Source organism: Clostridium niameyense (genome assembly GCF_001243045.1).
Lineage (GTDB): Bacteria > Bacillota > Clostridia > Clostridiales > Clostridiaceae > Clostridium_F > Clostridium_F niameyense.
The window spans coordinates 1859761-1883226 of the sequence record NZ_LN849007.1 but is presented as its reverse complement, the minus strand read 5'-3'; the positions used below and the strand labels follow the sequence as shown (position 1 = coordinate 1883226).

Genomic DNA, 23466 nt, shown 5'->3' with positions numbered 1-23466 from the left:
AACTATTTTGCGGTAACAAAACTAAATTTAAATTCATAGCATAAAATATGAGAAAATATTTATTTGGAGATGAATAAATGAGTGAGTTGATGAAATTATCTCAAACTCATGTTGGTGATCAATGTATAGTAAAAAATATAAAAGCTAAAGGACTATTAAAACAAAGGTTGTTGGATCTTGGGGTAATTTATGATACAAAAATCTATGTTTTAAGGAAAAGTCCTTGGGGAGATCCTACAGCTTACATTATAAGGGATACATGTATTGCGCTTAGAAAAGAAGAAGCAGGAGATATATTAGTGGAAGTTTTATAAAAATTGGAGGTGATGTGTTGGGATTAACTTATAGTTCTTCAACTAAGAAATCCTTAGAAGATTTATTTGATGTAAAAAGGGAAAGTTCAGAAGATTTTATAATAGCTTTGGCAGGAAATCCTAATACAGGAAAGAGTACAGTATTTAATTCTCTAACAGGTTTACACCAGCATACAGGAAATTGGCCAGGAAAAACTGTAACAAATGCTCAAGGAAACTTTAAACATAAAAATAAAAATTTTATAGTAGTAGATTTACCAGGAACATACTCTTTATTATCAAGTTCTATAGAAGAAGAGATAGCTAGAAATTTTATATGTTTTGGTAAGCCGGATATTGTAGTAGTAGTAGTAGATGCAACTTCTTTAGAAAGAAATTTAAATTTATTATTACAGATCACGGAAATAACAGATAAGGTTATAGTTTGTTTAAATTTAATGGATGAAGCTAAAAAAAAGAATATACGTATAAATCTAAATACCCTTTTTAAAGAATTGGGAGTACCTATTGTACCTACAATAGCTAGGAATAATGATGGAATAGAAGAGTTAAAGGATAACATGTATAGTATGTGTATTGGAGAATTAAAAACTAATCCTGTACAGGTAGATTATGATTATGAAATAAACAAAGAGTTAGAAAAAATAACCCCCTTATTAGAAAAAATTTTTAAAAGTAAAATTCCGTCAAGATGGTTGGCGTTAAGACTTTTAGACGGCGATAAATCTATATTAAATTCTATAAGTAAGTATTTAAAGTTTGATTTGACTAAAATTATAGAATAGAGGGGTGAGGTTGTGGAAAAAAATGAATACTCAAAAGCAGATATAAAAAAATTATTTTATGAGATAAGATCCTTTAGAAAAGTTCAAGAAGATGGTGTAAGGGATAAAGTTGTGAAAAATATATATGAAAAGGCAGAAAGAATAGTAGATTTATGTTTAAAAAAAGATGAAAAAAAATTACTTTCTCAACAAAAAATTGATGATATAATAACTTCAAAAGTTACAGGAATACCTATAATGCTTATGATACTAGCATTAACATTGTGGATCACTATAGAGGGAGCTAATGTCCCATCAGAACTTATTGCAAATTTTTTATTTGGAATAGAAAGAAAATTTACTAAATTTTTTAATTATATAAATGCACCAAAATGGCTACATGGTATATTAGTATTAGGTATGTATAGAACTTTAGCATGGGTTATATCTGTAATGTTACCACCTATGGCTATATTCTTTCCTATATTTACGCTGTTGGAGGATTTAGGATATCTACCTAGAGTAGCTTTTAATATGGATCATGCTCTTAAAAAAGCTTGTGCACATGGAAAACAGGCCCTTACTATGTGCATGGGATTTGGATGTAATGCTGCAGGCGTTATAGCTTGCAGAATAATAGAATCACCAAGGGAGAGGTTAATTGCAATTTTAACTAATAATTTTGTGCCTTGTAATGGAAGGTTCCCTACACTGATAGCTTTATCTATGATTTTTGTTGGACTTAAATTTCCAAGCGGAGGCAGTAGTATAATGGCTACCTTAATGGTAGTAATGTTGGTTATAATAGGAATCTTAATAACTTTAATAGTGTCTTTTGTATTATCAAAGACTATTTTAAAAGGAGTACCTTCATCCTTTACTTTAGAACTTCCTCCTTACAGAAAACCACAAATAGGCCGAATACTTTATACTTCCATTATAGATAGAACTATTTTTGTTTTAATGAGGGCTATAATTGTTGCTATACCTGCTGGTGTTGTAACTTATATTCTTGCAAATGTAACTTTAGGGGAAACTACAATATTAAATCATTTAGCTAATGGTTTAAATCCTTTTGCAAAGGCTATAGGATTAGATGGATTTATTTTGTTGGCTTTTATACTAGGATTTCCAGCTAATGAAATAGTATTACCTATATTAATGATGTCTTATTTATCGAAAGGAACTATGCTTGATTTTGAGACACTAGAACAATTTAGGAACATATTAATTAATAATGGGTGGACATACCTAACACTTATAAATACTATGTTGTTTTCATTGTTACATTTCCCCTGTGGCACTACAATTTGGACAATTAAAAAAGAAACGGGTAGTAGAAAGTGGACATTATTTGCTGTATTGATGCCAACAGCTATTGCCATATTTGTGTGTTTTTGTACCACTCAAATATATAATCTATTAAAATTAATTATGTAAACAATATTCCCTAAATATAAAAGTATTACAAATAGTATAAAAAATGATGTATTATAATTATATATAAATTAAAAGCTTGGAGGACATAATGAATATTTACTTAGTAAGACATGGAGAAACGGAAGAAAATAAAAATAAAAATTACTATGGAAAAATGGATGTATCTTTAAATAAAAGAGGTGTAGATCAATCAAAAAAGGTTGGAAAATTTTTAGAAAACATAAAATTTAATAAAGTATATGTAAGTAATAGAAAAAGGGCTAAAGATACTGCAAACATAATACTTAAAAAAAATAAAGCATCTTTAACACAAGGGTTTTCAATTAATAATTTATTAATTGAAGATAGCAGAATAAATGAGTTGAATTTTGGTGAATTTGAGGGTAAAACTTATGATGAAATAGGAAAATTATATCCAGAGCAACAAAGATTATGGGAAATGGATTGGAAGAACTTCACACCGCCATCAGGTGAAAGTGCCATAAGTTTTTTTTCAAAAGCCAAAGATTTTATAGAAAGTATAAAAAAGCAACCAGAAGGTAATTATTTAATAGTTACTCATGGCGGTGTAATTAGAATGATATATGCTTATTTATTAAAAGAGGACATGGATTTTTATTGGAATTTTTCATCAAGAAATGGAGATATAACTTTAATTAAATATGAATATGAAAACTTATTTATAGATTATATAGTACCTATAGGTTTATTATAAATTAAACAAAGGGAGGGTGAAGATGAGAAGGACATTAAATGATTTTTTGCTTATGATTCAGTTTTTTACTAGAATACCCATAAATAAAAATCTGGATTGTTCAAAAGAAAACTTTAAAACAGCAGCAATGTTTTTACCAATTGTAGGGTTAATTATAGGTATGATAAATTTTGCTATATATATATTATTTAAAGATTTATTACCATATAAAATAATTGCTATAATAATATTATTAATAACGGCTATGATTACAGGAGGATTGCATTTAGATGGACTTGCAGATACCTTTGATGGATTTTTTTCTTTAAGAGAAAAAAATAAAATTATGGAGATTATGAAGGATAGTAGGATAGGTTCTTATGGAAGTATAGCTTTAATATTTGATATAATACTTAAAATAGAAATATTAACTTTATTAATACAAAAGGGTATAACTATATCTTTGATTTTATTACCTATTGTAGGAAAAAACAGTATTTTGTTTTTATGTCTATCTAGCAAGACAGCTAAAAAAAGTGGCTCTGGAAATATATTTATAGGTAATATGAGTAAGACTATAGTTTTAATAAGTAGTTTATTTACATTAGGGGTAAGTACATATTTCTTGGGAATTAAAAATGCTTTGAGGATTATTCTTACCATCTTAATAGGAACATATTTATTTTATTTATTGTGTTTAAGAAAAATAAATGGATTAACGGGGGATACCTTAGGAGCTAGTAATGAGATTATAGAACTTATATTTTTATTAACTATGCTTATAATATATAGATAATAGTTAAAAGAAAGTGAGGAAAATGGTGAATATAAAAAAAATTAGAGATTTAACTTTAATTAAATTAGATGAAAGTAAAACTATGGTTATAGCTTGTGATAGTTGTGGTAGTATAGGCATGAAACAATATGATGTTTTAAAAATACCAGCTTTCTATACAGGAAAATTTACTGCAAGAGTAGGGATTATGGAGGTTATATCAACAGGGGCTGAGGTAGTTACAATAACTAATGCAGTATGTTGTGAAATGAATCCAACAGGTTTAGAAATTATAAATGGAATAAAAGAGGAACTAAAGCAAGCGGATATTTCTGATATAGTTCTTACAGGTAGTACGGAAGAAAATTTTCCTACTTATTCTACAGGGGTGGGGATGTCTGTTATAGGAATAGCTGATAATTCTAAAATAAAAATAAATAATATAAAGAAACCCTGTGTTGTAGTTTCTATAGGATTGCCTAAAGTAGGGTCTGAGATAGATTTAAAAAATGATAATGAAATTATAGATTATAAATCTATAAAGAAATTTTATGAGAATAAATTAATATACGAAATAGTTCCTGTAGGGTCTAAAGGTATTTTATATGAAGCCCAACTATTAGCTAACAACAATAATTTATTATTTCAACTAGATAATAAGGATGAGAAGTTTATTAAAAAATCTGCGGGTCCATCTACAGTTATTATAGCAGCGTTAGATGAGAAGGAATTAAAGAATTTAAGAAAAAATGTAAAAAACATAACAGTTATAGGGCATATGAGATCTAATAATTACTCTTAATTAAAAAGTATTATCTTCATATCATCTACATATGCGCATAGTATAATGTAAATTGTTTATTAACGAAATAAATTAAGTATAGGCTGTAAGGAGGGGTACTTTTGAAGAAAATTTTAAGTTATGCCACGGCGGGACTGTTAAGCGTTTTCATGTTATCTAGCAATATAGTATTTGCAGCGCCCAATAATGCACAATCTTCAACAGCAAGCAATATTTCAGAAGTTGAAAATAAAATAGAGGTTTTAGATAGTCAAATAGAATCTACATTAACAAAGTTAAATAATAATAAAAAAGAAATATCTGATACAGAGAATAAAATGAAAAAATTAGAAAAAGACATAGATACAGTACAAAAAGATATAAGCAAAAACAAAGAGATATTTAATAAAAGAATTAGATCTATGTACATATCAGGTGCAGAAGAATATTTAAGTGTAATCTTAGATTCTAAGGGAATAAGTGATTTTATAGACAGATTAGAATTTTTAAAAATTATTGTAAGTAATGATAAAAAAGTTATAAATGGTTTAAAAGAAAAAGAAGAATTTATGGCTAAAAGTAAAGCAGAGCTAGTTAGTAGAAAAGAGAAGTTAGTAGCTACTAAATCAGAAAATGAAAAAAATCTTGCAAAATTAAAAGCAGATAAAGAGAAACAAAACACTCTAGTAGCAGAGTTTCAAAAACAACAATCTACAACTGAATATGCTTCAAATTCAGGAAGTGCACAAACATCTACAAGTTATTCTAGAGGAGGAAATGTTTCATTTGGAAAATCAGGTGGTGGATCTGGATCAGTTGTGTCTACTGCATTAGGATATTTAGGTACACCTTATGTTTGGGGTGGAACAAGTCCATCAGGTTTTGATTGTTCAGGATTTGTTCAATATGTTTATGCTCAAAATGGAGTAGGACTTCCAAGAACTTCTGAATCTCAAATGGGAGTAGGTAACCCAGTATCACAGGGACAATTACAACCTGGAGATTTAGTTTTCTTTAGAGGTGGAGGACATGTAGGTATATATATAGGTAATGGACAGTATGTACATGCACCACATACAGGAGACGTAGTTAAAGTATCATCATTATCGGATAGGTCTTTCTGTGGAGCTAAAAGAATTAAATAGTTTAAAATATAAAAATAAAATGGATAAAAATATTTCCTAAAACAATTTATTTACTTTAAGGAATATTTTTATCTGTTTTATTTTTTTGTTTAATAAATTTTCATACTAATATATTTAAATTACCTCTAGCTTATTTAAGTTAAATATGGTTATAATTTTCATAAGGAAATAAAAGTATTTTAGAGGTGATTCAATGAATAATATTCTTATAATAGAAGATGAAAATAAAGTTTCTGAAGTCATAAAAGTTTATTTAGAAAGAGAAGGATATAATGTATACTGTGCCGATACAGGTTTGGGTGGAATAGATATTTTTAAAAAAGTAGATTTTCAATTGATTTTATTAGATTTAATGTTACCGGACATAGATGGTGAAGAAGTATGTAAAGCTATAAGAAAAATGTCTGAAGTATATATATTTATTTTGACAGCTAAAGGAACATTAAATGATAAGATTCAGGGTTTATCTATAGGAGCTGATGATTATTTTGTAAAGCCTTTTAGTCCAAGAGAGTTAACTGTTAGGGTTAATGCTCTTTTCAGGAGAATTAATAAACAAAATAAAATATCTATATTATCTTTTAATAAAGGCAACTTATTAATTGATACAGAGAAGAGAATAGTTAAAGTAAAAGGAAAACAGATTTGTTTAACTCCAAATGAATTTGATATTTTATATATATTAGCTAAAAATAAAGATATGGTTTTAACTAGAGAACAAATTATAATAAAAGCTTTTGGTATTGATTTTCAAGGAATAGATAGAACTATAGATGTACATATAAAGAATATTAGAAAAAAAATAGAAGAAGATAATAAAAATCCTAAGTATATAGTAACAGTTATAAGAGCTGGTTATAAGTTTTGTGGAGATTTTTAAATGGTTAGTATAAAGAAAAAATTAGGAATTATTTTAACTTCATCATTTTTTGTATTAATGCTTTTAATTTTAATTTTTGTAAATATAACTGTAAATAATAAATTTAATAAGTATCTTATGGGTATTGAAGATGGAAGAAATGAAAGAATAGTAAAATATTTTGAAGAAATATATAAAAAAGAAAAGCATTGGGATAAAAATTCCGTAAAAGAAATAAAATATGATAGTAAAATAGAAGATTACTATATTACTTTATTGGACAAAAATAAAAATATTATATGGTCAACAGTTCCTAAAGATAATATTAAGTTTAATAAGAAAATTTTAAATTCTAGAAAAGATACATATTCCTTTAAAAATTTTAGTTTAAAGAATAATGGCAAGATAATAGGATATGTAAGGATAGGGTATAATTCTTCTGGTAGTATATATAAGGAAAATGAAAATTTTAGGTTAGATATAAATAGAAGTATTATAATAAGTGGTATTATATCAATTCTGATAATAGTAATAGTAAGTTTTTACATATCAAAAGAATTTTCTAAACCTATTAAAGATATATCTAATATGTATTTTTCATTATCAAATGGAGACTTTGATGTGCGTTCTAATATAAAAACTAATATAATTGAATTAGAAAAATTAAAAATAGGTGTAAATTCATTAGCAGAAAAATTAAAGCAACAGGATATGTTAAGAAAAAGACTTGTATCTGATATATCCCATGAAATAAGAACCCCATTAAATATATTAGAGAATAATTTAGAAGCTATGATTGATGGATACTTTGAGGTTACCAATGAGAGATTAGTATCTCTTAATGAAGAGGTAATTAGATTTGGAAAACTGTTAAATAATTTAAATGTGCTGAGAGAATTTGAGGAAGAATCACTCTCTTTAAACTTTACTAAAATAGATTTAAATCAATTATTAAAAAATATTTATTATGATTTTGCCTGGTATGCAGAAGAAAAAAATATAAAATTAATTTATAATTTAGGACTGGAAAAAAAATATTTTATATTGGGAGATAAGGATAAGTTAAAACAGGTAATTATAAATATTTTATCAAATTCTCTTAAATTTATGCCTAAAGGTGGAAAAATAATATTAAGTTTATATGAAAAAAATAAAAAAATAATAGTATCAGTAGAGGATAATGGTATGGGAATAAAAAAAGAGGATTTACCTTTTATATTTGAAAGATTTTATAGGGCGGATAAAAGCAGAAATAGAATTGAAGGCATGGGACTTGGACTTACTATTATAAAAAAGATTATACAGCTTCATTTAGCTACAATACAGGTAGAAAGTGAAGAAGGGAAAGGAACAACTTTTACCATATTTTTTAATGAATTGGATAAAAATAATAAGTAGATTTTAAAATAACACTCTGGTTTAAATTACATTGTTATTTAATGGCATTTAGTTATTTAAGAATATTTTTGTTGAAAAAAAGTAACAATATTAATGTATTAAAGAAAAAGGGGTGTTAGTTATAATGAATTTAACTCAATTAGAACTTCAAAATTTAAGACACTTAATAGGTGCTCACGAAACTGCTCATAATAAATTAAGTTGTTATGCACAACAATGTCAGGATCCTGAAATTAAGCAAATGTTCCAACAATCTGCTGATGAAGCTAATAATACAAAACAAAAATTAATGACTTATTTAGGATAATTTAAGGAGGAATAGTAATGCAAGAAAAAGATATGATGAATGATGTACTTTCAATGTTAAAGAGCAGTTTAACTAAATATTCAGGTTTTATTTCTGAAACTAGTAATCAACAATTAAGACAAGAATTACAACAAATAAGAAATAAAGATGAAATGAGCCAATATAATTTCTATAAAGTAGCAGAACAAAAAGGATTTTATAAACCAGCAGCACAAGCTACACCACAGGAAATACAAGAAGTTAAAAGTCAATTAAGCTGTTAAGAACAAAAAGTTTTATTAATAAAAACACTAAGATTTGATAATTTAAAATCTTAGTGTTTTTTATGTATAAATATATTATTTTATTGTATTAAAATTTATAAGAATGTATTATATACTATAAATATAATGAAGAATAAAATTTCATGGTTTTAAATATTTTTTATAAATTTTAGGAGTAATTTGGGGAGTGATTATAGTGATACTTAGTAAAGAATTTAAATTTGATGCAGCTCATAATTTAATTCATTATCATGGAAAATGCGAGAAACTTCATGGTCATACATATAAATTAGTTGTAAAGCTTTCAGGAACATTAGATAAAGAAGATATGATAATGGATTTTACCGAACTTAAAAAGATCGTGAAAGAAAATGTATTAAATGTGTTAGATCATGCATACATAAATGATATAATAAAGCAACCTACAGCAGAAAATATAGCCATATGGATTTGGAAACAACTTTTTTTAAAACTAAAAAGGGATAATTGTAGTTTATATGAAATAGAAGTTTGGGAGACTGCTACGAGTTCTGTTGTTTATAGGGGTGATTTGTAGGTGAAGGATATACAAAAACAAAAGGATTTAAGAAATATTCCATTAAAAAATGTAGGAATAAAGAATTTAAAATGGCCGATTATAGTTAAGAATAAGGATAATGGACATCAACATACTGTAGCAGAGTTATCAGTATCTGTAGATTTACCTCATGATATAAGAGGAACTCATATGAGTAGATTTATTCAATGTCTAGAAAACTTGGAAACTGTAAACTATAAAAATTTAGAAAATACATTAGATGAACTTAAAGAAAAATTAGAAGCTAAGGTTTCAACTTTAAACATGAAATTTACTTATTTTATGAATAAAAAATCTCCCGTAAGTAATATTAGCTCTTTAAGTAATGTGGAATGTTTTTTAAAAGCTATAAAAGATAAAGAATTTGAACTTATTTTAAAAGTTGCCACACCAGTTCAAACCCTATGTCCCTGTTCAAAGGAGATAAGTGATAGAGGAGCTCATAATCAAAGAGCTATAGTTACTATAGAAGTAATTGCTTCAAAAGTAATATGGATAGATGATTTAGTGGAAATAGCAGAAAAAAGTGCCAGTGTTCCAGTATATTCTGTATTAAAAAGAGTAGATGAAAAGTGGGTTACGGAAAAAGCTTATGATAATCCTAGGTTTGTAGAAGATGTAGCTAGGGAAGTGGCTTTGAGGCTTGAAGCTAATGCAATGATAAAATCCTATAGAGTTTTAGTAGAAAGTATGGAGAGTATTCATAATCATAATGCTTTTGCTACAGTTGAGAAAGGATGGTAAATTTGATTATTAAGTTAAATGAAAAAAGTTTTCCTGAAGAATTTCATAAAATAGGAGTACATAGTGCTAGTGTAAATATATTTTTAAACAAAAATAATATTATACCTTTAAAAATATTTGATGTACAATCACCAGCAGCTAACATAATAAAACAGGAACTAATAGCCCTTGGAGGAGATTGCGCCGTAAATAAACATTGTATAGATTGTAAGGTAGAAACTTCAGATATAATTCTTTTAGGAACTTGTAGACAATATAGAAAACTAATAGAGAAAATTAGAAATATGACCTTTTTTAAGATTCCTAAAATAATAGAAGAGTTAGAAGATTATTTTATTAATAAAAATAAAGAGTTAAGAACAGTGCTATGTGATGGAAGAATAATAAATTATGAAAAAATGAAGGTAATGGGTATTATAAACTGCACTCCAGATTCTTTTTATGATGGTTCTCGAAAACAAACAATGGAAGAAACTTTAAAAACAGCGGAAAAAATGTTAAATCAGGGAGCGGATATTTTAGATATAGGAGGAGAATCTACAAAACCAGGTTCAAATCCTGTAAGTGAAGATGAGGAAATAAGAAGAGTAGTACCGGTTATAAAGGCAATAAAAGAAAAATTTAAAGATTGCATAATATCAATAGATACTTACAGAGCTAATACAGCAAGAGAGGCTATAAAAGCAGGAGCAGATATTGTAAATGATATAAGTGCAATGAAGTTTGATTCTAATATGGCTAATATAGTTAAAGAATATAATGTACCAATAATACTTATGCATACAAAAGGAAAACCTAAGGATATGCAAGTAAATCCTACTTATAATGATTTAATGAAAGAGGTTTTGGAATATTTTAATGAAAGATTAGAGTATGCAAAATCTAATGGAATATCAGAAGATAAGATTATATTAGATCCAGGTATAGGTTTTGGAAAAACATTAGAACATAATTTAAAGCTTATGAATAGAATTTCAGAACTGAAAAGTTTTAATCTCCCAGTACTGTTGGCTGCATCAAGAAAATCTACTATAGGTAAAGTTTTAGGGGATATACCTACAGAGGAAAGATTGGAAGGTACTATAGCCTTATCTTGTTTAGCAGTAGAGGAAGGATTACAAATGATTAGAGTTCATGATGTGCAAGAGAATATAAAGGCTATAAGAATGTTAGAGGCAGTAAGATGCATATAGCTTATATAGCCTTTGGTAGTAATATGGGAGATAAAAGAGATAATATAAAAAAAGCTTTAGATAAAATAAGAGAGAAAAAAATAAACATTATTAAGATTTCATCTATATATGAGACTGAACCTTATGGAGTATTAGATCAAGATAGATTCTTAAATGGAGTATTAAAGGTAGAAACTACCTTAGATCCTAACGAGTTATTACAAGAACTTTTAGCTATAGAAAAAGAATTAAAGAGGGTAAGAAAAAGAAAATGGGGTCCAAGAACCATAGATTTAGATATAATTTTCTATGATGATTTAATAATAAATGAAGAAAATTTAAAAGTTCCTCATCCAGATATGCAAAATAGAAAATTTGTTTTAAAACCCTTATGTGATATAGATTCAGAGTTATGTCATCCAGTTTTTAAAAAATCTATGAAGGAATTATATGAATTGTTAGTTTAAAGTAGATATTATATTAAAATACACTATAAATGATTAAATTTTTTTATAAAGTTCTGTTGAAAAATATATAAGGGACTCTCACATTACATTTTGTGTATTGGGAGAAGTCCTTTTAGTTTTATAATAATATAATAAAAGGTATATTTTATTTATTTTTATTTTGTATTTTTTTATTTATTTGATTAACTCTATGTTTCCATATACTATATTCAATTATCCAAATTACAATATATATGAAAATAAATATAGCAAAATAAGTTATAGTCCCTATAATAGAACGTTCCATCCAATGAGTTAAGTAAGCTATAGGGAATAATGTAAAAGATATAATAATAAAGTGAATAAAGGATTGCTTTAAAATGCTCCAGTCGTCGCGTTCCCATACCACTGAGCTAGAACAACAAATGCTACCGAAAATACCTGATAAAACAAATTGGATAATAACCGCATTAATTTCATTTCCACATTGTTTAATTAAAATAGGAACTGCTGGAGAATAATAACCATTAGCAAAAATTAATGAAATAATAATTGTGATAGTATAGCTTATAAAAGTCCCCAAAGGGAATCCTAAAAATCCTCTATAAATTATTTTCTTCTTCATATAAACCACCTCAAATTCCTAATGTTTTTTTGATTTTGGAGACATAACGCCGAGAAACATAGGTTGTAATGTTACCAGATAATTTTACACAAATAGTCCCACTAAAACTAAGATCCATATTTTTAACCTTTTTTAAATTAATTATCTCTGAATTAGAGATTCTTACAAAAGTACTTTTGTCTAATCTTTCCTCAAATTCGTAAAGTCTTAGTTTAACTATAAATTCCCCTTCGTCTGTTATAGCATATACCTTTTGATTTGAAGTGAAAATTCTAATAATATCATCTGGGTTAATTATCTGCAGAGTATCTCCTTTAAAACCAGCTATTGTCTCTGGCTTAGTATATGAAAGCTTTTTTATGATTTCATTTACTTCTTCTGTAATTTTATTAGTGAGTATTATTATTTTTGGATCTTGACAATTTTCTTCTATTTTTATTTCAACCTGCATTATGTCACCTCCGTTTTTCATTGCAACTATATTATAAGAAAAATTATTTATTTTGAATATTAATTTTAAATAGGTGGTTGTTTATAGAAGATAAGTGGTATTTTTATATAAAAATATATGAGTTTTATTTAATTAATGAATGTATATTAAAAGCTTAACATAAAATAGTATGATAATTATAGAAAATAAAGTTAAAAATAAAATTTTTACAAAAGTATTGCACCTTACCTTACGTTATGGGTTATTATAGTATATAATAAATTAAAGATATGAATGGTAATACTTTAATTGGATTATATTTATTTCTTATAATTTATATAGAGGTGTTTATATGGAAAAAAGCACTGAACAATTATTTACTATAGGTGAATTTGCTAAAAAGGCAGGTGTTACCTTAAGAACTTTAAGATATTATGATAAAATAGATTTACTAAGTCCTACCTCTTATAATGATGCAGGCCATAGATTATATAGCAAAGAGGATTTTGGAAAGTTGCAAAAAATATTAACTTTAAAGTTTATAGGACTTTCTTTAGATGATATAGCTAATATAATGAAGTATGATTTAAATCATAGGGACTTAAAAAAATCTTTAGAAATTCAAAAGGAAATAATGAAAGAAAAAATAAAACATATACAATCTGTTATAAAAGCTTTGGATGAGGCAGCTAATATGTTAGATTTAGATAAGGAATTAGATTGGTATAAGTTTGTTAATATAATTAGTGCTATAAATTCTGATAAAAACTGGGCACAGCAATATGAAAATGCATCTAATTTAAGAGCAAGAATTAAAATACATGAATTATTTAGTACTAATAAAGAAGGATGGATGCAGTGGTTTTTTAAGCAACTTAAACTACAAGATAATGTTAAAATATTAGAATTAGGTTGTGGTGATGCTGCTTTATGGAATAAAAATTTTAAAAAGATTCCAGAAACTTGGGACATAACTTTAACGGATTTTTCTAAAGGTATGTTAAAAGATGCAAAAAAAAGTTTAGGTTATAAAAAGGATAGATTTAAATTTAAAATTGTAGATGCTCAAAGTATTCCTTTTGAAGATGAGAGTTTTCATGTGGTTATTGCAAATCATATGCTTTATCATGTAGACAATATAGATAAAGCTTTAGATGAAATAAAAAGAGTATTAAAGCCTAAAGGTACTTTTTTTTCATCTACTGTAGGAAAAAATCATATGAAGGAAATAAGAGAAATTATATCTAAATTTAATATATATAATTTAACTAGTAAAAGTTGGGAAAGTACAGATAGTTTTCAATTGGAAAACGGTTTAGATGTAATATCTAACTACTTTAAAAAAGTTTACACAAAACGATATGAAGATAATTTAATGGTAACAGATCCTGTATATATACTAGATTATATATTTTCTATGCCGGGAAATAACAAGATAAGTTTATCTTCAAAAGATTTAAAAAATATTTATGATTATTTGGAAAATGAAATAAGAAAAAAGGGAAATATATATATAACAAAAGATACAGGATATTTTAAAAGTATAAAATAATGAATTTATGAAGGGAAGGATTATTATGAAAAAAATACCATTTTCACCACCAGATATAACACAAGATGAAATAAATGCAGTAGTGGAGGTTTTAAAATCTGGTTGGATAACTTCAGGCCCTAAAACTAAAGAATTCGAAGAAAATTTAGCTAAATACTGTGATTCAAATAAGGCTATTGCTCTATCTAGTGCTACAGCCGGATTAGAACTTATACTAAAGACTTTAGATATAAAAGAAGGAGATGAAGTTATAACTACTCCTTATACTTATACTGCTACTTCTAGCGTGCTAATACATAGAGGTATAAAACCAACTTATGTAGATGTTAAAAAGGATACTTTTTTAATAGATATAGATAAATTAAAAGATGCTATAACTCCAAAAACTAAGGCTATATATACTGTAGACTTTGCAGGTGTTCCCGTAGATTATGACGCAATAAGAGAAATATTAAAGGAAAAAGGTCGTGAAGATATAGTTTTAGTTTCAGATTCTGCACATTCATTAGGTGCCATATATAAAGGAAAAAAAGTAGGAGGTCAAATGGATTTCCATGTATTTTCTTTTCATGCAGTAAAAAATCTTACAACAGCAGAAGGTGGGGGAATAACTTTTGATAATAACAATTTTAAAGGAAGAGAAGATCTATTAAAGGATTTCAAATTAGAATCTTTACACGGTCAATCAAAAGATGCTTTATCTAAAATGAAAGCAGGGGCGTGGGAGTATGATATAGTAACAGATGGCCATAAATGTAATATGACAGATATGGGAGCGGCTATAGGGCTTGTTCAACTTACAAGGTATGAAGATATGTTAAGAAAACGTGAAGCTATATTTGATACTTATACAAAAGTATTAGCTGAAAAAGATTGGGCTATAATACCATTTAAAAAAGATGAAATCAGAGAAACTTCTTATCATTTATATCCTTTAAGAATAAAAGGATTTAATGAAAAACAAAGAAGTGAAGTTATAAAAATATTGGCTGAAAAAGACATAGCAACAAATGTACATTTTAAGCCACTTCCAATGTTTACATTATACAAAAATTTAGGATATAAAATAGAAGATTATCCAAACGCTTATGCTCAATTCTGTAATGAAATATCTCTACCAGTGTATTCTACATTAACATTAGAAGATACAGAATATGTAGCTAAAGAACTTGTAAAAGCAGTAGAAAAAGTAATTAAATAGATTTTAAAAGGAGAGATTTAAACATGAAAGTTAATTTTTATACGTCTCAAAGAGAGTATTCAGAAAAAAAAGCTGAATTTGATAAAGCTATATTTGATGTAATAGATAGTGGAAGTTTTATATTAGGACCAACAGTAAAGAATTTTGAAGAAGAAATAAAAAAATATACAGGAGCAAAGCATGCTATAGGAGTAGCATCAGGTACAGATGCCTTGGTAATAGCATCTCATATTTTAGGTTTTGAAGATGGAAAGGAAGTTATTACTTCTCCATTTACATTTCTAGCTTCAACTTCTTGTATTGCAAAGCACAGAGCAAAACCTGTATTTGTAGATATTGATGAAGAAACATTTGAAATGAATTTAAATCAAGTAGAGTCAAAAATAAATTCTAATACAGTAGGTATATTACCTATTCATTTATTCTCTCAAATGAATAACATGGATAAAATAATGGAAATAGCTAACAAGCATGATTTAAGAGTTTTAGAAGATGCTGCAGAAGCCTTTGGAATGAGATGGAAAGGTAATGGAGAAACATATAGACATGCAGGTACTATTGGTGACTTTGGTATATTCTCATTTTTCCCAACTAAAACTTTAGGTGGATATGGTGATGGTGGCATGATCGTTACTAATAATGATGAACTAGCAGAAAAAGCTAAAATGTTTAGAGTACATGGAGCATCTAAGAAATATCATTATGATTACATAGGATATAATTCAAGATTAGATGCAATGCAAGCATCAGTACTTTCTGTAAAGTTAAAATATATAGATGAAGCTATTAAAAATAGAGAAAAGTTAGCCAATATGTATATGGAAAGACTTAAAGATTGTAAGAATATAAGATTTCCTAAAATAAAAGGAGATCAAAAACCAGTATATTATGTATTTAATATATTAGCAGAAAGAAGAGATGAGCTAGTAGCTTATTTAAAAGAACATGAAATAGGAAATAGCATTTATTATCCTATACCGCTACATCTTCAAAAATGTTTTAGTTACTTAGGATATAAAAAAGGGGATTTCCCAGTAGCTGAAAAAATTTCAAAAGAAATATTAGCATTGCCAATATATCCTGAACTAAAAGAAGAAGAAGTAGATTTTGTTTGTGAAACAATTAAGAAGTTTTATGAAAAATAAATAAAAATAATCTAAAATATCTAGAATGGAATTTATAGTACCTTCTAGATATTTTTTTGAATTCTTAATACTTTGCTATAATAAATATATAATTTTTTTATGTAATAAGGAGAGATTTTCATGGAATTTGATATATTTAAAATAGAAACATTTATACCTGAAGAATATTTAAAGGTTCTTAGGGAAAATTTAAATTCTATAGGTGCATTAACTATAGGTGGAAATTATGACAGTTGTATGACTATTACAAAAGTGAAAGGTTCATGGAGACCTTTAAATGGAGCAAATCCCTTTGAAGGAAGTATTGGAAGGCTTTCTATAGAGGAAGAGGTTAAAGCTGAGTTTTGTTGTAAGAAAATTTTACTTAAAGAAGTATTAAAAACCATAAAAAATATCCATCCCTATGAGGAACCTGTTATAAATATAATTCCGATTTTAGATTATAAGAAATTTATATAAAGTTGTTGTACATATTATTAAGTGAGTAATATGTACTTTTTCATAATAGGGTATTGATTTCTATATATGTACTGTATATAATATATATATACAGTATATATGGTATGTACAAGAAGACACTGTTAAAAGGAGAATGTCTATGAATATAATTGTATCCAATTCTGCAGGTAAAGCCATTTATCAGCAGATAGTAGATCAAATAAAAGAAAATATAATAAAAGGAAATGTGGAAGAAGGAGAAGCATTACCTTCTATAAGAAATTTGGCAAAAGAACTTAGTATTAGTGTCATAACTACTAAAAGAGCTTACGAGGAATTAGAGAGGGAAGGATTTATACAAACAGTTCCTGGAAAAGGTAGTTTTATAGCTCCTCAAAATAGAGAACTTATGAGAGAAAAGAAAATGAAAATTATGGAAGATAAGTTGTGTGAAATAATAAAGGACAGCAAAATGATGGAGGTATCCTTAGAAGAACTTATACAAATGCTTACCATTTTATATGAAGAATGTTAATTTTAGGGGGATTTTTTATGGAAAACATTTTAGAAATTAAAGATTTAAGAAAAGAGTATAAAAATTTTACTTTGAAGGATATAAGGTTCAATGTTCCCAAGGGCTATATAATGGGATTTATAGGACCAAATGGTTCAGGAAAAAGTACTACTATAAAACTTATAATGAATCTTATAAAGAAAAATAGTGGTGAAATTAAAGTTTTTGGAATGGATAATATTAAATGTGAAAAAGAAATAAAAGATAGAATTGGTTTTGTATATGATGAAAATTATTATTATGAGGATTTAAAAATACGAGAGGTAATAAAAATAATAAAGCCTTTTTACTCTCAATGGAGTGATGAAACATTTAATAAATATTTAAATCAATTTGGATTAGATACTAAATCTAAAATAAAAACATTATCTAAAGGAATGAAAACAAAGTTTGCATTAGCGGTGGCTTTAAGTCATAATGCAGAATTTATAATAATGGACGAGCCTACTGCAGGTTTAGATCCTATATTCAGGAGGGAAATATTGGATATACTTTATGAAATAATACAAAATGAAGATAAAAGTATATTTTTTTCTACACATATAACTACAGATTTAGAAAAAGTTGCGGACTATATAACTTTTATTAATAACGGAGAAATTGTTTTTTCTAAAGAAAAGGATGAAATAATGGAGTCGTATGCCTTAATAAAAGGAGGAAATGATATTTTAAATTTAGAGAACAAAAAGGATTTTGTAGCTATAAGAAAAAACAAATTTGGATTTGAGGCATTAACAGAGAAAAGGGGTTTTATAGAAAAAAAGTATAAGAATAATGTTGTTATAGAAAAGCCTACATTGGAAGATATAATGTTATTTACTGTAAAAGGTGATAGGGATGTTTAACATAAATTTATTAAAAAAAGAATTACTACAAGCCAAAGTTTATGTTAAACATGCATTTTTACTTACTTTATTATATGTTTTTTTAGGAAGAAACTTTAATTTAGATGGATTATATTTCTTTATTATTTTACCAGCTATATATACTATAACTGCTTCTATAGATATTATGGATGGGCAAAAAAAAGGATCATATATTATAAATTCTCTTCCTGTTACTAGGCGTGAAGTTGTTATTTCAAAATATCTATCATCATTAATTTATACTATTATTGCTACAATAATTTTAAAGGTAATAACTCATGCAATAAATCCTTTTGGCATAAAGCCTTTAGATTTTAAAGTAGCATTAAATATAATATTAGGTATTACACTATATAATACTTTTAGTTACGTACTATATTTTTGCTTTAATAATAAAATATCTCAAATAATTAGATTATTAGTTTATACATTAATGTGTATTGGGAGTTTTATGATATTTACAACGAGACTTTCTGGAAAACTAAACTTTATTATTGAAATACTTAATAGTAATTTAAGAATTTTAATTGTAGTATTAATATGTTTAATTTCTGTTATTGTGTCCTTAAATGTTTACGAAAAAAAGGATTTATAAGAGGAGAGGTTATATGTTTAATTTAAATTTATTAAAAAAAGAGTTTTTACAGGGCAAAAGTGGCTTAAAAAGCATATGGGCTATAGTTTTAGTATTAATATTTTTAGGAAATAAACTTACAACAGAGGGTTTATATTTTTATATTATTTTTAGTTTAGTATATATGTTTAGTTATACATCAGATGCTATGGATAATAATTATAAAGGAAGTTATATTATAAATTCATTACCTGTAAATAGACATGAAGTTGTTATTTCTAAGTATTTAAATAGAGTTTTAATGATTTTTATTTTCACCATATTATGCCAACCATTATCTTATATATTAAAAGGATTTGGATATAATCCTTTAAGTTTTAAGGGAGCCATAAGCATAATAGTTTTTATTACCTTCATTAATTCTATAAATTATTTAGTGTATTTTTCAGCAAATTCAAAAGTATCACAAATAACCAGTATGATACTTTATCCAGGAATATGTGGAAGTTGTTTTGGATTTTTATCTAAATCCTCACACCTATCTATTTCATATATAATGAATTTGTTTAATAATTATTTATTTATTTTGTTAGTAGTTATAATACTTATAATTTCTATATCAGTATCTTTAATTCTATACCCAATTAGGGATTTATAAAGGTGGGATAAAATGTTTAATTTAATAATGAAGGATTTAAGAATTATAAAAAGATCTATGTTATATGTAGTTCCAATTTTTTTAGTAATAAATTTTATTATATATAAAGTAACCTTAGGAGATTATAATAATGTATATGTTTACTTATATTCAGTAATATTTATGAGTTATTTTTGTTTTGTATCTATGGAAACATATAAAAATAAGTGGGAAACAATGATAATAAATAGTTTTCCTATATCAAGAAAGCATATTATTTTGTTGAAATATATTACTCTTATTATATATAATTTATTTTTTTCTGTTCTTGCTGTTCTAGAAACGATCTTACTAAAATTATTATCAATTGATGGTGGAACTATAGCCGATTTTAGAATTTTACTAATGAGCTTATTAATTAGTTTTATATATTTTTCTATATACATACCATTTTCAACTAAAAATCTAGAAAAAACAAATAAAGTAAATGTTATTATGTATATACTAATGATTTTACTACCTCAAATAATGGACAAAATACCCAAAACTATTATAGGAAAAAATATAATAAGTTTTATAATAAAAATAGATAACGTTAATGGAATTTTATTTTTTATTGCAATTATAACTATATTAATTTATATAATATCTTATTTTATATCTGTAAAAATTTATATAAATAAAGATTTTTAGAATATTTCAGACTAATTTTGAAGGGATTTTCAAGATTAGTTTTTTATTTTATAGGGAAGTATGTAAAGAGAACATCACAATTATGTAAATATGAGTTATAATATAAAATAATGTTAATAATTTTATATTATAGGTGGTGGAAACGTGAATTTAGAAAAAAGGCAAAATAAAATAGTTAAAAATAAATACTTAGGGTATTCATTATTAAGAGGTGCTATAGATACCGGAAAAACTACCACAGCTATATATAGAGGACTATATCTTAAAAATCAATATTGTATGTATGAAAAGGATAAAATATTAATTACATCAAAGGGTAAGAGAAATTTAGAAAAAATTAAAAAAATATATGATAAAGCACAAAATGAAGAAATTCAATATAGAACTTTATTTTATTACATAGAAGATAAAGTATGTTTTAATACTATAGATAAAATTATAAATAAATATTTTTTAAAATATGTAGATGCAAATAAAATAAATTATAATCTAATAAGTGAAACAGAAAAGGTAGAAATAATAGAAGAAGGAATAAATTTTATAGAACCTAAATATAAAACATTAAAATATGTAAATACAAAATATAAAAAGTTTTTTTTAGAAGAAATAAATTGGATTAAAGATTGTATGTATTTTAATTATGAAGACTATAAAAATGCAGATAGAATAGGACGTAAGGTGGAAAAAGGACAAGGACCTCAAAGAGTTATAAAAAGTTCAAGGATGAGAGAAGCCATATTTCATGTAATGACTTTTTATAATAATAAATTAAAAGAAAAAAAATTAATAGATTATAATAATAAAATAAATATGGCCTTATGTGAAGTTCTAAAAGAAAGGTATAAATTTTCTCATATAATAGTAGATGAAACAGAAATTTTTACTAAATCAGAACTGAAGTTTGTACAAGCATTAAGAAAATATACTGAACATTCCAGTATATTTTTTGTAGCAGATAAGGAAGAAAATCCACAGTATAATGGTTGGATAATATCAAAACGCAAATTAAGTGATTTAAATTTAGGTTTTGATTTCAAAAGATTTAATTTTAGTAAAAAGTTTAATGTTTCTTCTAAAGTGAATATAGATAATGAATTGAACTTAAAGAGGTTATCCTATACTGCTGAGAATAAGTTCCATTATATAGATATAAAACATAAAAGGGATTATAAATTTTATAAGGATATGGATAATAATAAGGAAATTTCAGTAAAACAAGAGGGGTACGTTGATGAATATAAAGAGCGTGATTTAGTATCACTTCCAGTATTTAATGATATAGCTGCAGGACAACCTATTTTAATGAACCCTTATGTAGAAGATAATTTTTATATACCTAAGTATTGGATTAAAGGTATGAAGGATTGTTTTATATTAAAAGTAAAGGGAGATAGTATGATAGGTGCTAATATAGAAAATGGGGATTATGTGGTTATAAAAAGAGAACAAATGGCACAAAATGGAGATATAGTAGCAGTAAATTTATTTGGAGATGCAACTCTTAAAAGACTCTCAATAAATAAATCTAAAATTTTACTTATGCCAGAAAATGATAAGTATGATGCTATACCTATAGTAGAAGAAGGAGCAAATATTATGGGAATAGCTGTAGGAATTATAAAGGGAAAATAATTATTTAAGGTGGAGATAATTTATGGGGCATGAAAGTAAAATAATACTTATAACAGGTGGTGCTAGAAGCGGTAAAAGTGAATTTGCTGAAAGTTTACTTAAAGATGAAAAAGAAGTTTTGTATATAGCTACAGCAAATATTACAGATGATGAAATGAAAAATAGAATAGAAAAACATAGGGAAAGAAGACCGAAGGCTTGGAATACTTATGAGGGGTCCTATAATTTAGATAAAGTATTATATAAAAGAAGTGAGAAATATATATTACTTGATTGTGTAACAGTAATGATAACAAATTTAATGTTCCAAGAGAATATAGATTACCATAAAATAAGTTCAGATGAGTTAGAAGAGTTATTAAATAGAATAAAAAAAGAATTTGAAAAATTAATATATGCTGCAATAGAAAATAAAAAGCAACTAATTATGGTTACTAATGAGGTAGGGTATAGTATAGTGCCAGCTTATAAACTTGGAAGAATATTCAGGGATTTTGCAGGAAGTATAAATAAATTTATAGCATCCATAAGTGATGAGGTTTATTTAGTTACTTGTGGCATACCATTAAAAATAAAATAAAAAATTATAGTATAATTATAGGGGGAGTTATGAAATTTTTAAAACCACTAGATAATTTTTTAAGAAAATTATCTACTATAAAATTTATTATAATTATTACAATTGCGACTTTCATTATTTCAGCTATTTTTGGTAGTATAGTACAAATTTTAAATATTGAGAATTCACAAACTCAATTAAGTATATCCAAGGCCCCATATATAGTGGAGCTAGTAGCTGTTGGTATAATAGCACCATTGCTGGAAACCTTAGTGTTTCAATATGGAATTATAAAGCTTTTAAGAAAAAGAGCAAAAAATAATGATTTAGCAGTGATTTTTATATCAGCTTTAATATTCGGAGTATCACATTTTTATAATATTCTTTATGTAATACATACAACTTTAATAGGTGTACTACTTGCATATTCTTATATTGTTTATGAGGATAAAAAACTTCATCCATTTTGGGTTGTTGTTATAATTCATAGTTTAAGGAATTCTATAGTTTTTGTGATTTCACATCTGTTTTAAATAATTATAAATATTGACAGAGGACTATATTTGTTATAATCTTTTAGATATGATAATTTAATAGGAAAAAATTTAGGTGCTTTTATAAAGTGAAAAGGGAATGCGGTTTAAATCCGCAGCAGCCCCCGCTACTGTAAGTGATAACAAACCTTTTAAAAACCACTCTTTTATAAGAGGAAGGAAAAGGTACGGATGATTCATAAGCCAGGAGACCTGCCTAAGTTTTAAAAGGTAAACTTTCGGAGGGAAAGAAAAACTTGTGTTAGAGAATATACCTGGTTATATTACACCAGTTTTTTTGTTATGCATCGGTGGAAACTTCATAGTT

The 23466-nt window shown here is 26.1% G+C and carries 29 protein-coding genes and 1 riboswitch; of the genes, 27 read left to right on the top strand and 2 right to left on the bottom strand.

The window, feature by feature from the left end; all coding sequences use genetic code 11:
- Nucleotides 1-77: 77 nt before the first annotated feature.
- From BN1711_RS09900 to folK, 15 genes are all read left to right on the top strand, one after another.
- A complete protein-coding gene (locus BN1711_RS09900; protein WP_050607991.1) occupies nucleotides 78-314 on the top strand; it encodes a FeoA family protein in 237 nt (78 codons plus the stop codon).
- A gap of 17 nt (nucleotides 315-331) precedes the next feature.
- Complete coding sequence (locus BN1711_RS12925) at nucleotides 332-1099, top strand: FeoB small GTPase domain-containing protein (protein ID WP_050607990.1); 768 nt, start codon at nucleotides 332-334, stop codon at nucleotides 1097-1099.
- 42 nt (nucleotides 1100-1141) lie between these two features.
- Entirely contained in the window at nucleotides 1142-2518 is a 1377-nt protein-coding gene (locus BN1711_RS12920) for a nucleoside recognition domain-containing protein (RefSeq protein WP_423243711.1), read from the top strand.
- A gap of 88 nt (nucleotides 2519-2606) precedes the next feature.
- Entirely contained in the window at nucleotides 2607-3233 is a 627-nt protein-coding gene (gene cobC / locus BN1711_RS09885; RefSeq protein WP_050607989.1) for an alpha-ribazole phosphatase, read from the top strand.
- Nucleotides 3234-3255: 22 nt separating this feature from the next.
- Complete coding sequence (gene cobS / locus BN1711_RS09880; protein ID WP_050607988.1) at nucleotides 3256-4008, top strand: adenosylcobinamide-GDP ribazoletransferase; 753 nt, start codon at nucleotides 3256-3258, stop codon at nucleotides 4006-4008.
- Between the two features lie 25 nt (nucleotides 4009-4033).
- Nucleotides 4034-4789 (top strand): alpha-ribazole-5-phosphate synthase, encoded by a 756-nt coding sequence (locus BN1711_RS09875; RefSeq protein ID WP_050607987.1) that lies wholly within the window; start codon nucleotides 4034-4036, stop codon nucleotides 4787-4789.
- Between the two features lie 101 nt (nucleotides 4790-4890).
- Entirely contained in the window at nucleotides 4891-5913 is a 1023-nt protein-coding gene (locus tag BN1711_RS09870; protein WP_050607986.1) for a C40 family peptidase, read from the top strand.
- Between the two features lie 193 nt (nucleotides 5914-6106).
- A complete protein-coding gene (locus BN1711_RS09865; protein WP_050607985.1) occupies nucleotides 6107-6793 on the top strand; it encodes a response regulator transcription factor in 687 nt (228 codons plus the stop codon).
- Nucleotides 6794-8170 (top strand): sensor histidine kinase, encoded by a 1377-nt coding sequence (locus BN1711_RS09860; RefSeq protein ID WP_050607984.1) that lies wholly within the window; start codon nucleotides 6794-6796, stop codon nucleotides 8168-8170. It begins immediately after the preceding gene.
- Nucleotides 8171-8294: 124 nt separating this feature from the next.
- Nucleotides 8295-8477 (top strand): hypothetical protein, encoded by a 183-nt coding sequence (locus BN1711_RS09855; RefSeq protein WP_082174107.1) that lies wholly within the window; start codon nucleotides 8295-8297, stop codon nucleotides 8475-8477.
- A gap of 17 nt (nucleotides 8478-8494) precedes the next feature.
- Nucleotides 8495-8740 carry a spore coat protein gene (locus BN1711_RS09850; RefSeq protein ID WP_050607983.1) on the top strand — a complete coding sequence of 82 codons (246 nt, stop codon included), beginning with the start codon at nucleotides 8495-8497 and terminating at the stop codon, nucleotides 8738-8740.
- A 196-nt stretch (nucleotides 8741-8936) separates the two neighbouring features.
- A complete protein-coding gene (gene queD / locus BN1711_RS09845) occupies nucleotides 8937-9296 on the top strand; it encodes a 6-carboxytetrahydropterin synthase QueD (protein WP_050607982.1) in 360 nt (119 codons plus the stop codon).
- Complete coding sequence (gene folE2 / locus BN1711_RS09840; protein ID WP_050607981.1) at nucleotides 9297-10061, top strand: GTP cyclohydrolase FolE2; 765 nt, start codon at nucleotides 9297-9299, stop codon at nucleotides 10059-10061. It begins immediately after the preceding gene.
- Nucleotides 10055-11254, top strand: coding sequence for a dihydropteroate synthase (folP, locus tag BN1711_RS09835; protein WP_050607980.1), 1200 nt, complete (start codon nucleotides 10055-10057; stop codon nucleotides 11252-11254). Before folE2 ends, folP begins: the two co-directional genes overlap by 7 nt.
- Nucleotides 11245-11700: a 2-amino-4-hydroxy-6-hydroxymethyldihydropteridine diphosphokinase gene (folK, locus tag BN1711_RS09830; RefSeq protein ID WP_050607979.1), complete on the top strand. Its 456-nt coding sequence runs from the start codon at nucleotides 11245-11247 to the stop codon at nucleotides 11698-11700. Before folP ends, folK begins: the two co-directional genes overlap by 10 nt.
- A gap of 145 nt (nucleotides 11701-11845) precedes the next feature.
- Here the strand turns inward: folK and BN1711_RS09825 are convergent, their stop codons facing one another.
- Nucleotides 11846-12304: a DUF3021 domain-containing protein gene (locus BN1711_RS09825; protein ID WP_050607978.1), complete on the bottom strand. Its 459-nt coding sequence runs from the start codon at nucleotides 12302-12304 to the stop codon at nucleotides 11846-11848.
- A gap of 10 nt (nucleotides 12305-12314) precedes the next feature.
- Nucleotides 12315-12755, bottom strand: a complete 441-nt coding sequence (locus BN1711_RS09820) for a LytTR family DNA-binding domain-containing protein (RefSeq protein ID WP_050607977.1) — start codon at nucleotides 12753-12755, stop codon at nucleotides 12315-12317.
- A 331-nt stretch (nucleotides 12756-13086) separates the two neighbouring features.
- Between BN1711_RS09820 and BN1711_RS09815 the strand changes: the two genes are divergently transcribed.
- The 12 genes from BN1711_RS09815 (at nucleotide 13087) to BN1711_RS09760 (ending at nucleotide 23138) form a co-directional block, all read left to right on the top strand.
- Nucleotides 13087-14286 (top strand): MerR family transcriptional regulator, encoded by a 1200-nt coding sequence (locus BN1711_RS09815; RefSeq protein WP_050607976.1) that lies wholly within the window; start codon nucleotides 13087-13089, stop codon nucleotides 14284-14286.
- A 25-nt stretch (nucleotides 14287-14311) separates the two neighbouring features.
- On the top strand, nucleotides 14312-15487 hold the full coding sequence (locus BN1711_RS09810) for a DegT/DnrJ/EryC1/StrS family aminotransferase (RefSeq protein WP_082174106.1): 1176 nt from the start codon (nucleotides 14312-14314) through the stop codon (nucleotides 15485-15487).
- Nucleotides 15488-15510: 23 nt separating this feature from the next.
- Nucleotides 15511-16632, top strand: a complete 1122-nt coding sequence (locus BN1711_RS09805) for a DegT/DnrJ/EryC1/StrS family aminotransferase (RefSeq protein WP_050607975.1) — start codon at nucleotides 15511-15513, stop codon at nucleotides 16630-16632.
- A 120-nt stretch (nucleotides 16633-16752) separates the two neighbouring features.
- On the top strand, nucleotides 16753-17091 hold the full coding sequence (locus BN1711_RS09800; RefSeq protein ID WP_050607974.1) for a YqfO family protein: 339 nt from the start codon (nucleotides 16753-16755) through the stop codon (nucleotides 17089-17091).
- A 139-nt stretch (nucleotides 17092-17230) separates the two neighbouring features.
- Nucleotides 17231-17605, top strand: a complete 375-nt coding sequence (locus tag BN1711_RS09795) for a GntR family transcriptional regulator (RefSeq protein ID WP_050607973.1) — start codon at nucleotides 17231-17233, stop codon at nucleotides 17603-17605.
- 17 nt (nucleotides 17606-17622) lie between these two features.
- Nucleotides 17623-18489 carry an ABC transporter ATP-binding protein gene (locus tag BN1711_RS09790; protein WP_050607972.1) on the top strand — a complete coding sequence of 289 codons (867 nt, stop codon included), beginning with the start codon at nucleotides 17623-17625 and terminating at the stop codon, nucleotides 18487-18489.
- Entirely contained in the window at nucleotides 18482-19105 is a 624-nt protein-coding gene (locus BN1711_RS09785) for an ABC-2 transporter permease (RefSeq protein ID WP_050607971.1), read from the top strand. The genes BN1711_RS09790 and BN1711_RS09785 overlap by 8 nt, the downstream gene beginning before the upstream one ends.
- Before the next feature lie 13 nt (nucleotides 19106-19118).
- On the top strand, nucleotides 19119-19742 hold the full coding sequence (locus tag BN1711_RS09780) for an ABC-2 transporter permease (RefSeq protein WP_050607970.1): 624 nt from the start codon (nucleotides 19119-19121) through the stop codon (nucleotides 19740-19742).
- A gap of 12 nt (nucleotides 19743-19754) precedes the next feature.
- The gene (locus BN1711_RS09775) at nucleotides 19755-20414 is read left to right on the top strand and encodes an ABC-2 transporter permease (protein ID WP_050607969.1); all 660 of its coding nucleotides are present in this window, start codon (nucleotides 19755-19757) and stop codon (nucleotides 20412-20414) included.
- Between the two features lie 144 nt (nucleotides 20415-20558).
- Entirely contained in the window at nucleotides 20559-22046 is a 1488-nt protein-coding gene (locus BN1711_RS09770; protein WP_050607968.1) for a S24 family peptidase, read from the top strand.
- Between the two features lie 22 nt (nucleotides 22047-22068).
- Nucleotides 22069-22626: a bifunctional adenosylcobinamide kinase/adenosylcobinamide-phosphate guanylyltransferase gene (cobU, locus tag BN1711_RS09765; RefSeq protein WP_050607967.1), complete on the top strand. Its 558-nt coding sequence runs from the start codon at nucleotides 22069-22071 to the stop codon at nucleotides 22624-22626.
- 29 nt (nucleotides 22627-22655) lie between these two features.
- Nucleotides 22656-23138 (top strand): CPBP family intramembrane glutamic endopeptidase, encoded by a 483-nt coding sequence (locus BN1711_RS09760; RefSeq protein WP_129582157.1) that lies wholly within the window; start codon nucleotides 22656-22658, stop codon nucleotides 23136-23138.
- 57 nt (nucleotides 23139-23195) lie between these two features.
- A riboswitch (cobalamin riboswitch) is annotated at nucleotides 23196-23373 on the top strand.
- Nucleotides 23374-23466 lie beyond the last annotated feature (93 nt).